Annotated in this window: 15 protein-coding genes, 1 tRNA gene and 1 pseudogene; 5 read left to right on the top strand and 12 right to left on the bottom strand. The window is 68.9% G+C overall.

Annotation, left to right across the window (positions count from 1 at the left end; genetic code table 11):
• Nucleotides 1–53 precede the first annotated feature (53 nt).
• Nucleotides 54–605, top strand: coding sequence for a biotin transporter BioY (locus FKQ52_RS15285; protein ID WP_205750797.1), 552 nt, complete (start codon nt 54–56; stop codon nt 603–605).
• 45 nt (nt 606–650) lie between these two features.
• Here the strand turns inward: FKQ52_RS15285 and trmB are convergent, their stop codons facing one another.
• From trmB to FKQ52_RS15255, 8 genes and pseudogenes are all read right to left on the bottom strand, one after another.
• On the bottom strand, nt 651–1,361 hold the full coding sequence (gene trmB, locus FKQ52_RS15280; protein ID WP_141627964.1) for a tRNA (guanosine(46)-N7)-methyltransferase TrmB: 711 nt from the start codon (nt 1,359–1,361) through the stop codon (nt 651–653).
• A 138-nt stretch (nt 1,362–1,499) separates the two neighbouring features.
• Nucleotides 1,500–2,693 (bottom strand): methionine adenosyltransferase, encoded by a 1,194-nt coding sequence (gene metK / locus FKQ52_RS15275; RefSeq protein WP_141627963.1) that lies wholly within the window; start codon nt 2,691–2,693, stop codon nt 1,500–1,502.
• A 52-nt stretch (nt 2,694–2,745) separates the two neighbouring features.
• Nucleotides 2,746–3,210: a hypothetical protein gene (locus FKQ52_RS15270; RefSeq protein ID WP_141627962.1), complete on the bottom strand. Its 465-nt coding sequence runs from the start codon at nt 3,208–3,210 to the stop codon at nt 2,746–2,748.
• Nucleotides 3,211–3,243: 33 nt separating this feature from the next.
• Nucleotides 3,244–3,369, bottom strand: a complete 126-nt coding sequence (locus tag FKQ52_RS16805; protein ID WP_255431415.1) for a hypothetical protein — start codon at nt 3,367–3,369, stop codon at nt 3,244–3,246.
• Nucleotides 3,370–3,377: 8 nt separating this feature from the next.
• Complete coding sequence (locus FKQ52_RS16705) at nt 3,378–3,638, bottom strand: hypothetical protein (protein ID WP_240811677.1); 261 nt, start codon at nt 3,636–3,638, stop codon at nt 3,378–3,380.
• Between the two features lie 157 nt (nt 3,639–3,795).
• A pseudogene (locus tag FKQ52_RS16915) lies at nt 3,796–3,900 on the bottom strand (LuxR C-terminal-related transcriptional regulator); the annotation flags it as partial.
• A 102-nt stretch (nt 3,901–4,002) separates the two neighbouring features.
• Nucleotides 4,003–4,551 carry a phage tail protein gene (locus tag FKQ52_RS15260; RefSeq protein WP_141627960.1) on the bottom strand — a complete coding sequence of 183 codons (549 nt, stop codon included), beginning with the start codon at nt 4,549–4,551 and terminating at the stop codon, nt 4,003–4,005.
• Between the two features lie 74 nt (nt 4,552–4,625).
• On the bottom strand, nt 4,626–5,138 hold the full coding sequence (locus FKQ52_RS15255) for a GNAT family N-acetyltransferase (protein ID WP_168196880.1): 513 nt from the start codon (nt 5,136–5,138) through the stop codon (nt 4,626–4,628).
• Between the two features lie 77 nt (nt 5,139–5,215).
• Here FKQ52_RS15255 and FKQ52_RS15250 point away from each other — a divergent pair, with 77 nt between their 5' ends.
• Nucleotides 5,216–5,527, top strand: coding sequence for a hypothetical protein (locus FKQ52_RS15250; RefSeq protein ID WP_141627958.1), 312 nt, complete (start codon nt 5,216–5,218; stop codon nt 5,525–5,527).
• A gap of 18 nt (nt 5,528–5,545) precedes the next feature.
• On the opposite strand, the gene FKQ52_RS15245 is transcribed toward FKQ52_RS15250, so the two are convergent.
• The 3 genes from FKQ52_RS15245 to hemC form a co-directional block, all read right to left on the bottom strand.
• Nucleotides 5,546–5,621 (bottom strand) — tRNA-Thr (locus FKQ52_RS15245).
• A 45-nt stretch (nt 5,622–5,666) separates the two neighbouring features.
• The gene (locus FKQ52_RS15240; protein WP_240811676.1) at nt 5,667–6,326 is read right to left on the bottom strand and encodes a uroporphyrinogen-III synthase; all 660 of its coding nucleotides are present in this window, start codon (nt 6,324–6,326) and stop codon (nt 5,667–5,669) included.
• A 20-nt stretch (nt 6,327–6,346) separates the two neighbouring features.
• On the bottom strand, nt 6,347–7,294 hold the full coding sequence (gene hemC / locus FKQ52_RS15235; RefSeq protein WP_141627957.1) for a hydroxymethylbilane synthase: 948 nt from the start codon (nt 7,292–7,294) through the stop codon (nt 6,347–6,349).
• A gap of 42 nt (nt 7,295–7,336) precedes the next feature.
• On the opposite strand from hemC, the gene tsaD reads away from it, so the two are divergent.
• The 3 genes from tsaD to FKQ52_RS15220 are packed head-to-tail and all read left to right on the top strand — an operon-like array spanning nt 7,337 to nt 9,865.
• Nucleotides 7,337–8,473, top strand: coding sequence for a tRNA (adenosine(37)-N6)-threonylcarbamoyltransferase complex transferase subunit TsaD (gene tsaD, locus FKQ52_RS15230; RefSeq protein WP_141627956.1), 1,137 nt, complete (start codon nt 7,337–7,339; stop codon nt 8,471–8,473).
• Nucleotides 8,474–8,489: 16 nt separating this feature from the next.
• The gene (locus FKQ52_RS15225; RefSeq protein ID WP_141627955.1) at nt 8,490–9,488 is read left to right on the top strand and encodes an NAD(P)H-dependent glycerol-3-phosphate dehydrogenase; all 999 of its coding nucleotides are present in this window, start codon (nt 8,490–8,492) and stop codon (nt 9,486–9,488) included.
• Entirely contained in the window at nt 9,485–9,865 is a 381-nt protein-coding gene (locus tag FKQ52_RS15220; RefSeq protein WP_141627954.1) for a Rieske (2Fe-2S) protein, read from the top strand. The genes FKQ52_RS15225 and FKQ52_RS15220 overlap by 4 nt, the downstream gene beginning before the upstream one ends.
• On the opposite strand, the gene FKQ52_RS15215 is transcribed toward FKQ52_RS15220, so the two are convergent.
• Complete coding sequence (locus tag FKQ52_RS15215) at nt 9,866–10,609, bottom strand: class I SAM-dependent methyltransferase (protein ID WP_168196879.1); 744 nt, start codon at nt 10,607–10,609, stop codon at nt 9,866–9,868.
• Between the last annotated feature and the right edge of the window lie 26 nt (nt 10,610–10,635).

Genomic DNA, 10,635 nt, shown 5'->3' with positions numbered 1-10,635 from the left:
CTGCGCCGCTTCAGGTGCGAACGCCAGCGCTGACTTGCCGGATGAAGGCCGGCGTGGTTCGGGAATCTATGCGCGCCCTGATCTCCGCCGTTTTGATCCTCGCCTTCGCCGCCCTGATGGCGCTCTGCGCGCAGATCACCGTGCCCATGACGCCGGTGTCGATGACGATGCAGACCTTCGCGATCCTGCTGGCGGGCGCGGTCCTCGGACCCGGGCGCGGGACGGCTTCGGTTCTGCTCTATCTGGCGCTCGGGGCGGCGGGCCTGCCGGTCCTGTCGGACGGTGCTTCAGGTCTGGAGCATTTCGTGGGATCGACAGCGGGGTATCTGTTCGCCTTTCCGCTGGCTGCCGCCATGGTCGGTCTGCTCTACGACAGGGCGGGCGGCCTGCTCGCCCGTTTCGGCCTGATGCTGGCCGCCCACGTCCTGATCCTGACGCTCGGCGCAGGCTGGCTGGCGACCGACATCGGCCTGTCCGCAGCGCTCGAACACGGCGTCACGCCCTTCCTGATCGGTATGGCGGTGAAGTCGGCGCTCGTCGTGGCGGCGGCTGCCGCGTTGCGGCGGTGGGTGAAGAGTGAGCGCAGAAGTGAGCATACGCGCTGAGCTCACGTCCTGCTCACGCCTCTGCTCACTCTTCACCTGCTTGCCTCACCCCGCTTTCACGAACTCCAGGAACAGCGGCTCCGTGTCGCCCAGCTTCTTCTCTTCGTAGCGGGTGACGACGTGGTCCTCCGGCGCGGTCTTCCAGTCGGCGGCGCGGTCGGCCGTCCATTCCAGGCCCGGCGTGCGCTCCAGACGCTCCAGCGCCCATTCGGCATAGTCCTTCCAGTCCGTCACGAACCGCAGGCGACCGCCCGACTTCAGCAAGCGTGCGATCTCGGCGGCGCTTTCGTCCTGGATCAGCCGACGCTTGTTGTGACGAGCCTTGTGCCAGGGGTCGGGGAACAGGATCATCACCCGGTCCAGCGAGGCGTCCGGCAGGGCCTTCATCACATCGCGCGCGTCATCGGCGTGGATGCGCACATTCTTCAGATCGCCGTCCTCGATGTGACGCAGGGCCGAGCCGACGCCGTTCAGGAAGGGCTCGCAGCCGATCATCAGCGCGTCCGGATGCCGCGCCGCCTGCGCCGCCAGATGCTCGCCGCCGCCGAAGCCGATCTCCAGCCAGACTTCCTTCGCGCCGGGCATCAGGGCCTGCGGATCAATCGGTCCGTTCGCCGGATCGGGAACGCTGATCGTCGGCAGCAGGGTATCGAACAGCGCCGCCTGACGCGGCTTGAGCGTGCGCGACTTGATGCGCCCGAACGAGCGCAGCGGGCCCCAGGTGGGGGTGTTGGAGGTGTCGTTATCGGAGGCCATGGCGGGGCGTATAGCGGCTGAAGAGGGGGAAGGCAGCAGGGAACAGGCAGATAGGCAGTAGGCAAAGCGCGGGGCCAATGCGAAGGGCCGCGACGTTTCCGCCGCGGCCCTACTGCCTATTGCCTACTGCCTCTCGCCTCAGGCAAGCGCCTTCAGCTTCTCGACCAGATCCGTCTTCTCCCAGGAGAAGCCGCCCTCGGCGTCCGGCTCGCGGCCGAAGTGGCCATAGGCGGCGGTGCGGGCGTAGATCGGCTTGTTAAGGCCCAGATGCTCCCGGATGGCGCGCGGGGTCGCGCCGCCGATCAGGCCCAGAATGTTGTCCTCCAGCAACGCCTCGGAAATCTTGCCGGTGCCGTGCAGGTCGACGTGGATCGACTGCGGCTCGGCCACGCCGATGGCGTAGCTGATCTGGATGGTGCAGCGGTCGGCCAGACCGGCGGCCACCACGTTCTTCGCCAGATAGCGGCAGGCGTAGGCGGCCGAGCGGTCCACCTTGGTCGGGTCCTTGCCCGAGAAGGCGCCGCCGCCGTGGGGCGCCGCGCCGCCGTAGGTGTCGACGATGATCTTGCGGCCGGTCAGGCCGGTGTCGCCGTCCGGTCCGCCGATCTCGAAGATGCCGGTCGGATTGATGTGCCAGACGGTCTCATTGGTGATGAAGCCCTGCGGCAGCACGCTTTCAACCACCGGCTTCACCACGGCGGCGACTTCGGCCTGGGTCTTGCCCTTGACGTGCTGGGTCGAGACGACGATGGAGGTCGCCCGCACCGGCTTGCCGTCCTCATAGTGCAGGGTCACCTGCGACTTGGCGTCCGGCTCCAGGATCGAACCGCCCGCGTGACGTAGCGCGGCCAGCTCCTTCAGGATGCGGTGGCTGTAGGCCAGGGTCGCCGGCATCAGCTCCGGGGTTTCGTTCGACGCATAGCCGAACATGATGCCCTGATCGCCGGCGCCCTCGTCCTTGGCGCCTTCGGCGTCCACCCCCACCGCGATGTCGGCCGACTGGCCGTGCAGATGGTTCTGGAACTCGAAGGTGTCCCAGTGGAACTGGTCCTGCTCATAGCCAATGTCGCGCACGGCGGCGCGGACGGCGGCCTCGATCTCGGCCTCGATGCCGGGGGCCCACTGGCCGTCCTTGCCCATGATGCCGTGGCCGCGGATTTCACCGGCCAGCACCACCAGATTGGTCGTCGTCAGGGTCTCGCACGCCACCCGCGCTTCCGGGTCCCTGGACAGGAACAGGTCCACCACGGTGTCGGAGATGCGGTCGGCGACCTTGTCCGGATGGCCCTCGGAAACGCTCTCCGAAGTGAACAGGAAGGAAGTACGGGACAAGGCGGGCTCCTCAGCGACGGTCCGCCAAACATATAAAGGTATGTTTATATGTTCAAGTCGCCGGGCGTTCCGGTCGACGCCAGCGCGCTTCGTTGCTGGCGGGACGTTCTCCGGCCATCCACCGCTCCAGCACGCCGGCGGCCAGACACAGGATCAGTAACACCCCGATGCCCCAGCGGGAGGCGACATCCATCCGGACGTGCGCCTGCTCCAGATGGGGCGTCATGAACATCAGGGCGTGGGCGATCATCGTCAGTCCGGCGAAAGCCGCCGCCGCGAGGGTCCACCAGCGATCCCGACGCAGGGCCAGCCACACCAGGGCGCCGCACAGAGCCAGATCCACCAACGCCTCGCCCAGCCGAAACTGGTTCACGGTCAGGGGCTGCACCATCAGACTGGCGACGAAGGCCAGCACGAAGATGGCCACGCCGGCCCGTTCGGTATGCCCGCCGCGCATCCAGGCGACAGCGAAGACCAGCAGGCTCAGCAACAGGTAGAAGATTTGAAAGGGCGCCATGGCTCCTCCAGTCGGCGGAGCCCCCGAACGACCCTAGCGGGCCGACGTCGGGGGAGCGCCTTGCATGACGGTTTCGTCGATCACCCGGACCTGACGTTGATAGGCCACGATGCTGTCGGCGATCGCCCGCATCATCACCGCCGCCAGCACCAGCATCACAACGATGATCAGGATGCGGACGCCCCAATTGCGCGGCGGGGGGCGGTATCCGAGGCGGGGCTCTGCGCGCCCACCTGCGCCATGACCCAGCCCGCGCTCAGCACCTGCTGCAGCAGTTCCCGCGGGCTCGCCCGTTCGGCGTCCGCCGCCAGCCCCCGCATCAGGTGCGCCCGCACCGGGTCGCTCTCGCCCAGCGTGCTGAACCCGTCCAGCGCCGCTTCCAGATCCTCCCAGGTCCACTGGGGTAGGGGCCGTTTCTGCGAAATCATCGTCTGCCTCCCTGACGTCAGGGGCAGAAAACGCAGCGGAAAGGGAGCCGCCAATGGGGTCTTTCGTATCCTCTGGTACTTTTCGTTCCAGAAGCGCCAGGGCCGCCTTGCGCCGGTTCACGCCCAGACGGCGGCAGGCCTCATGCACATGTTTCTTGACAGTGGCTTCCGACAGACCCAACCGGGCGGCGATCTCCTTGTCGGTCAGGAAGGCTGTAAGCCTTAGACATTCTTCCTGGCGCGCGCTGAGGCCTGGCGACATGGACCGCTCCGATACTGCGGTCTTGCTAGGCCGTTCAGGGCGGGGCGTCCAGATCAGCCGTCATGCCGACGGCCGATCTGTCGCAATGTGTGGCGCCGATCGTCAGTTCCGGCTCGGATAGATGCCGTACAGGGCGATCGAATAGTTGACCGCCAGGGTCGGCTGCAGAATCGAGATCGGCTGGTTGCCGCCCGACACGCCGCAGGTCTGTGGGTGCAGCACGGTGTTGGGCGCGGCCGGAGCGTAGATATTCACCGTAACCGCATCGCCGTTGGTCGGGTCGGAGCCGTTGGCGTCAGCGATGGCCACGCCGGTGGTGGGGACGTTCACGGTCGCGGCCGTGTTGTTCACCGAGATCGGGTGGTTGTGCGCCGGCATGTTCAGGATGCTGATGCTGGTGGTTTCGGTCCCGCTGGCCTCGCCGATCGTATAGGCCGACAGGCCCGGACCCTGCCCCATGCCCACCGGCAGGCGGCTCTGCATGTTGGGAAGCAGGAAGTTGGTCGTGCCGTTGCCGCCGTAATAGGTGCCCAGCAGCGAGAACAGTGCGGTATTCTGTTGAACGGCGATCTGCTGGCCGTTGCACAGAGCCCAGTTGTGCGGCGCGAAATTGAAGCCGAACGTCATGATGGTGCCGACAAAGACATCCATGGATTTTCCCTCCTGATCGGTCTTCGCAACGCGCGAATTTTATCGATCACACAACCATGGCATAGCTTTTGGAGTCAGGCTATGTCCGGCGTAACGGTGATACCCGTTCTCAACCGGGCGACGACCTGCGCGGCGCCCGGCTGCGCGGTCAAGGTGAAGCCGGCGCCGCTGAACAGGCCCAGGGATGCGGTGTTGGTGACGAAGATGTGGGCGGTCGCGTCCTGCCCGCCGGCCCGCGCTTCCGCCGCGACGCGCTCCAGAAGCGCGGCCCCGACCCCGCGCCTGCGCCACCGCGGCGCCGTGGCGATCTCGACCACATGCAGAGCCCCGTCCCGGATCGCCGTCAGCAGGACCGCGACCGGCGCGTCCCCGATCTGTCCGACCCGCCGCCGCAGGTCCGGAAAACTGTGCTCCAGCATCATCGCACGTGACCGCATCTGCATCTCCAGCAACGGCCCGGCCTCAACCCCCGGCGGCGCGCCCAGATTTTCCGCCAGATGGATCCGCGCCAGCGCCTCCATGAAGTCCGCGTCGGCCGGACCCGCGTCGCGCAGATCAACTTCGGGTAAGGGTCTGGAATATTTCATGCCTTCAGATTGCAGACCTCGCGCGAACATGCACGATGTGATCGCGCGCCCGACGAAGTGGCGCAGGGGAAGACGCCATGTCCGTTGAATCGCCGCCCATGCTGTTGCAGGCCTATCACTTCACGCCCTTCGCGGGCCGTCAGTGGCTGGTCGACACCCAGCCCAAGGCCATCACCATCCAGCTGGATGAGGTCGAGAACCTGCGCGGCGGCATGCCCGGCGGGCGCGATCCCTTTGTCCTGATCTTCAGCACGCCCTGGGACACCCTGCTGGTCGAGGGCCACTACCTGATGCGTCCGGGCCAGGACGCCGAGGCCGTCTCCATCCACCTGATCCCCACGCAAACCGCCCCCGGCCCGCGCCGGAAATACCACGCGGTGTTCAACTAGGACGGTGGAGAAGGAAAGTGGTGCCGCTTGCGTGACTCGAACACGCGACCCCCTCATTACGAATGAGGTGCTCTACCAGCTGAGCTAAAGCGGCCTGTCGTCGGATCGGGTCTGTCCCGAGCCGCGCGAGAGGGGCTCTTTATACGTGAGGCGCGGGATTGCCAAGCGCCAGAAGCACGGCGGCGTCCGTCGGCTCGCCCGCGGTGCGGATTTCGGCGAATCCGGCCGCCGCCAGCGGGGCGGCCGCCGCCGCTGAAATGGCCACCGCCAGTCGCCCGGCGCCGCCGGTCCGGCCCAGCGACCCGGCCACCGCCTGCGCCGCGCGAGGGGAGTGGACCAGAACGGCGTCGAAATCCGCGGGCGGCGTCGCCTTGGTCTCCGTCGCCTCATAGATCGGCAGGATCACCGTCTCGACCGCCCCGTTCAGCAGGGCGTCCAGATCGCCCGCCGGCTGACGCGCGCCGGGGACCAGAATACGGCCGGTCGCCTCGCCCGAGATCAGCCAGGCCAGGTCCGACAGGGCGCCGGAGGCCGAGGCGACAGTGGCGAACCCCGCCTGCCTCGCGCGTTCGGCCGTCGCGTCGCCCACGGCGAAGACGGGCAGGGACCGGTCGGCGCTCAGGTCGGCGAAGACGGCCACGCCGTTGGGGCTGGTGAAGGCGAGGGCCGTGATCCCGGTCAGGTCGGGCGCGGGCTGGAGGATCGGACGAACCGCCAGCACCGGGGCGATCAGGGGCTCGAAACCGCGTGCGGCCAGTCGCGCCGCCGTGCGCGACGCGCCCGGCTCGGTCCGGGTCACCCAGACTCGGCGCAGGCCCGTCAGAGGTCGATCCTCTGGTCGCCGGCGGCGGCGTGCACCTCGGCGCCCAGCCGCAGGCCCAGCGCGCGGGCGACCGCTTCGGCGTCGGCGGCGCTGACGTCCACCATCTCGCCCGCCCGGCGCCAGCGCGCCGAGCCGTCCGGCGCCAGCATCTCGACCGTCAGCCGCAGGTGTCCCTCGCGGATTTCGGCATGGGCGCCGATGGCGGTGCGGCACGAGCCTTCCAGCGCGGTCATGGCGCCCCGCTCGGCGGCGACGGCGAGCGCGGTCAGCGGATGATTCAGGGCCGCGACCCAGGCGGCGCTCTCGCCCTCGCGGGTCTGCAGGGCCAGTGCACCCTGACCCGGCGCGGGCAGGAAGGCGTCCAGCGACAGCCGCTCGCGGATCACCTCATCGAAGCCCAGCCGGTTCAGGCCCGAGGTCGCCAGCAGGATGGCGTCGAAATCGCCGTCGGCCAGCCGCTTCAGCCGGGTGTCGACATTGCCGCGCAGCATCTCGATCTTCAGGTCGGGCCGCAGGGCCAGCGCCTGCGCCTGCCGCCGCAGCGAGGCGGTGCCCAGCACGGCGCCCGCCGGAAGCGCATCGAACGCGGCGAAATGGGTGCTGATGAAGGCGTCGCGCGGATCCTCGCGCTCGGGGATGGCGGCGATGCACAGGCCGGGCGGCTGCTCGGCCGGGACGTCCTTCATCGAGTGAACCGCAACATCGACACGGCCGTCCAGCAGCGCTTCCTCGATCTCCTTGGTGAACAGGGCCTTGCCCCCGATCTCGAGCAGGCGGCGGTCCTGCACCCGGTCCCCGGTGGTGACGATCTCGACCAGTGGCACGGCTTCGGCCAGATCGGCGTCGGCGACCCCCATGGCCCGGCCGATGGCGCGCTGCATCATCCCCGACTGGGTCAGGGCGAGCTTGGAGCGGCGGGTGCCGATGCGGATCGGAAAGGGCATGAGACGTTGCGCGGGTTCGACAGGGTCGCTACCTCGACCCGGATGACAGTTGGCGCGGACTATAGCAGCGAGCCGGGTCGGGCAACCGACGCGCGCGTCGCGGACCTGATCGTCCTGGGTCTGGAGACCAGCTGTGACGAGACCGCCGCCTCGGTCGTGCGCCTGTCGCCGGAGGGCGAAGCGACGGTCCTGTCGTCGGTGGTGCACAGCCAGATCGACGATCACGCGGCCTTCGGCGGCGTCGTGCCCGAGATCGCGGCCCGCAGTCACGTGGAAATGATCGACGGCGTCACCCGCCGCGCCATGGCCGAGGCCGGGCTCGATTATGACGGGCTGGACGGGGTCGCCGCCACCGCCGGGCCGGGCCTCGTCGGCGGGGTCATGGTCGGGCTCAGCTACGGCAAGGCCGTTGCGCTGGCCCGCGACCTGCCTCTGGTGGCGGTGAACCATCTGGAGGGCCACGCCGTCTCGGCCCGTCTGGGTCGGCCGGTCGCCTATCCCTTCCTGCTGCTGCTGGTCTCGGGCGGCCATTGCCAGTTGCTGGAGGTGCGCGGCGTCGGCGACATGACCCGGCTGGGCACCACCATCGACGATGCGGCGGGCGAGGCCTTCGACAAGATCGCCAAGGCGCTGGGCCTCGGCTACCCGGGCGGCCCGGCGCTGGAGAGGCTGGCGGCCTCCGGCGACGGGGCGCGTTTCGACCTGCCGCGTGCCCTGCTGGGCCGCAAGGATTGCGACTTCTCCTTCTCGGGTCTGAAGACCGCCGCCTCGCGCCTCGCCTCGACCTGCGAGACTGAGCAGGACAAGGCCGACCTCGCTGACGCCGTCCAGACCGCCATCGCTCGCCAGCTGGGCGAACGCTCGGACCGGGCGCTGAAGGAATATGCGGAACACAATTCCAGCCGCCTCTTTGTCGTCGCCGGCGGCGTGGCGGCGAACAGGACCGTCCGGGCCACGCTGGAGGCCGTCGCGACGAAAAACGGGTTCGACTTCCTCGCCCCGCCCATGGCCTATTGCACGGACAATGCGGCGATGATCGCTCTTGCGGGCGCCGAGCGTCTGCGGAAGGGTCTGGTGTCGGATATCGATACGGCGGCCCGCCCACGCTGGCCGCTGGATGAACAGAAGGCGCTCGCCGACCCGGCCCACAAGCCGGGCCGGAAGGGCGCGAAGGCTTAAGGGGCTGGGAGCGGGTATGGAATTCAGGCGGGCAGGGGTGATCGGCGGCGGCGCATGGGGCACGGCCCTGGCGCAGGTGGCCAATTGCGCCGGGCTGGACGTGCTGCTGCAGGCGCGCGAGCCCGATGTGGTCGAGAGCATCCGCGAGCGGCGGATCAACGAGGCCTTCCTGCCCGGCGTGACCCTGGGCGACCGGATCTCGGTCACGACCGAACTGTCTGATCTGGCCGACTGCGACGTCATTCTGGCCGTGCCGCCCGCCCAGCACATGCGCTCTACCCTGACGGCCTTCGCCCCCCATCACCGGGCGGACGTGCCGGTGGTGCTCTGCTCCAAGGGCATCGAGCGCGGCTCGCTGAAGCTGATGACGGACGTGCTGTCCGAGACCCTGCCCGAGGCGCCCATCGCCGTCCTGTCCGGGCCCAGTTTCGCGGGCGAGGTCGCGCGTGGTTTGCCCAGCGCCGTCACCCTGGCCTGTGCGGACGAGGCTCTGGGCGAAGCTCTGATGGCCTCCCTGTCGGCCCCGGCCTTCCGTCCGTATCTGGCGACCGATCTGATCGGCGCCGAGGTCGGCGGGGCCATCAAGAACGTGCTGGCCATCGCCTGCGGCATGAGCGAGGGCAAGGGTCTGGGCCGCAGCGCCCACGCCGCCATCATCACGCGCGGTTTCGCCGAAATGACCCGTCTGGGCGTTGCCTTGGGCGGTCAGGCCGAGACCGTCGCCGGTCTCTGTGGTCTGGGCGATCTGGTCCTCACCTGCTCCAGCCCGCAATCGCGCAACATGAGCCTCGGCCTCGCCCTCGGTCAGGGCCAGACCGTCGAACAGGCGCTAGCCGGGAAGCGCTCGGTCGCCGAAGGCTATGAATCCGCCCCCGCCGTGCGCGAACTGGCCGCGAAAATGGGCGTCGACATGCCCATCTCCCTCGCCGTCGCCGCCCTGCTCAGCGGCGAGACCACGGTGGATGAGGTCATCGACAACCTGCTGTCCCGCCCCCTGCGCGCCGAGCGCGACTGACCGTGTCCGGGATTCAGGCTGAGCGGAAGCGGGTCTGGAAGACCCCGCCCAACGTCGCCCTGTGCGCCGAGGATGACATCCCCGATCCCGGCTCGCGCGCCTTCGTGCTCCAGATCGGCGAGGCCTTCTTCCACGGCTTCGTCGTCCGCAAGGACGGTCAGGTCGCGGGCTACATCGACCGCTGCCCGCACGCCGGTTATCCGATGGCGATGGAGCTGGACCGGTATCTGACTCCGGACGGCGCCCTGATCCTGTGCGGCTGGCACGGCGCTGTGTTCGAGCCCCTGACGGGGGTCTGCACGGGCGGTCCCTGCGCGGGTGGACGCCTGACACCCTGGCCGGTTCAGGCGACCAACGGGATCATCCGGACGGCCTGATCAGGCGGGCGCCTTCAGCAGGTACAGTCCGAACCCGATAAAGGGGCGGCCGAACTCCAGCACCATCTTCACCCGGTCGGCGACCGCCTGAACCGACGCCGCTTCCGGCGCATCCGCGTTCGTCGCCAGCCAGTGTCGCGCGGCGCTGTCCGCCGCCGCGGCATAGGCGTCAAACACCGCCTGCGGCGAGATTTCGGACCAGACGACCTCGAACCCGGCGGTCTCGGCGGCGGCCTTCCAGCCTGTATTGTCCGTGTACTGATTGGTGGCTTCGGCGATTTGCCTGAGCGGCGCGGGCGGCTCCGCGATCCACACCAGATCCCCCCACAACAGGTATCCGCCGGGCGTCAGGCGGGTCTTCAGAAAGGCGAACCCCGCCTCGGGCGACGGCCGCCCTTCGCCGGTAATGTTGGTGGTCCCGAGGGCCGTGATCAGGTCCAGCGGCGGGAGGTCCGCCAGCACATCCGCCGCCGATCCGATGACCAGTTCGACCGCCGCGCCCGACGCCGCGATCCGCCCGGCGGCCAGTTCGGCCATGCCCGGATCATATTCGATGGCCGTCGTTGCGAAACCGAAGGTTCGCGCCAGCCGGATCGCCACGGTCGCATTGCCGGTCCCGACATCCGCCGCCCGCGCGCCGGGCGCCAGCCCCGCCCGCGCCACGGCGTCTTTCACGGTCGCGAGGGTCACCCCGTTGCAGACTTCCAGCGCCTCATAGGCGATGCGATTGTAGCTGGTGCTCATGGCGAAGGTTGTGACCCGGGCCGAGG

Origin of the sequence: Brevundimonas sp. M20 (assembly GCF_006547065.1) — a bacterium.
Classification (GTDB): domain Bacteria; phylum Pseudomonadota; class Alphaproteobacteria; order Caulobacterales; family Caulobacteraceae; genus Brevundimonas.
Note: the sequence above shows the minus strand (reverse complement) of the source record. Positions and strands in the feature narration are given on the sequence as shown.

What these genes read in the sequence shown, in the direction of transcription:
- trmB (WP_141627964.1), bottom strand. Translation starts at nt 1,361, where the DNA reads ATGGCCTCCGATAACGACACCTCCAACACCCCCACCTGGGGCCCGCTG.
- FKQ52_RS15270 (WP_141627962.1), bottom strand. Translation starts at nt 3,210, where the DNA reads ATGGCGCCCTTTCAAATCTTCTACCTGTTGCTGAGCCTGCTGGTCTTC.
- FKQ52_RS16705 (WP_240811677.1), bottom strand. Translation starts at nt 3,638, where the DNA reads ATGATTTCGCAGAAACGGCCCCTACCCCAGTGGACCTGGGAGGATCTG.
- FKQ52_RS15260 (WP_141627960.1), bottom strand. Translation starts at nt 4,551, where the DNA reads ATGGATGTCTTTGTCGGCACCATCATGACGTTCGGCTTCAATTTCGCG.
- FKQ52_RS15255 (WP_168196880.1), bottom strand. Translation starts at nt 5,138, where the DNA reads ATGAAATATTCCAGACCCTTACCCGAAGTTGATCTGCGCGACGCGGGT.
- FKQ52_RS15250 (WP_141627958.1), top strand. Translation starts at nt 5,216, where the DNA reads ATGTCCGTTGAATCGCCGCCCATGCTGTTGCAGGCCTATCACTTCACG.
- hemC (WP_141627957.1), bottom strand. Translation starts at nt 7,294, where the DNA reads ATGCCCTTTCCGATCCGCATCGGCACCCGCCGCTCCAAGCTCGCCCTG.
- tsaD (WP_141627956.1), top strand. Translation starts at nt 7,337, where the DNA reads ATGACAGTTGGCGCGGACTATAGCAGCGAGCCGGGTCGGGCAACCGAC.
- FKQ52_RS15225 (WP_141627955.1), top strand. Translation starts at nt 8,490, where the DNA reads ATGGAATTCAGGCGGGCAGGGGTGATCGGCGGCGGCGCATGGGGCACG.
- FKQ52_RS15215 (WP_168196879.1), bottom strand. Translation starts at nt 10,609, where the DNA reads ATGAGCACCAGCTACAATCGCATCGCCTATGAGGCGCTGGAAGTCTGC.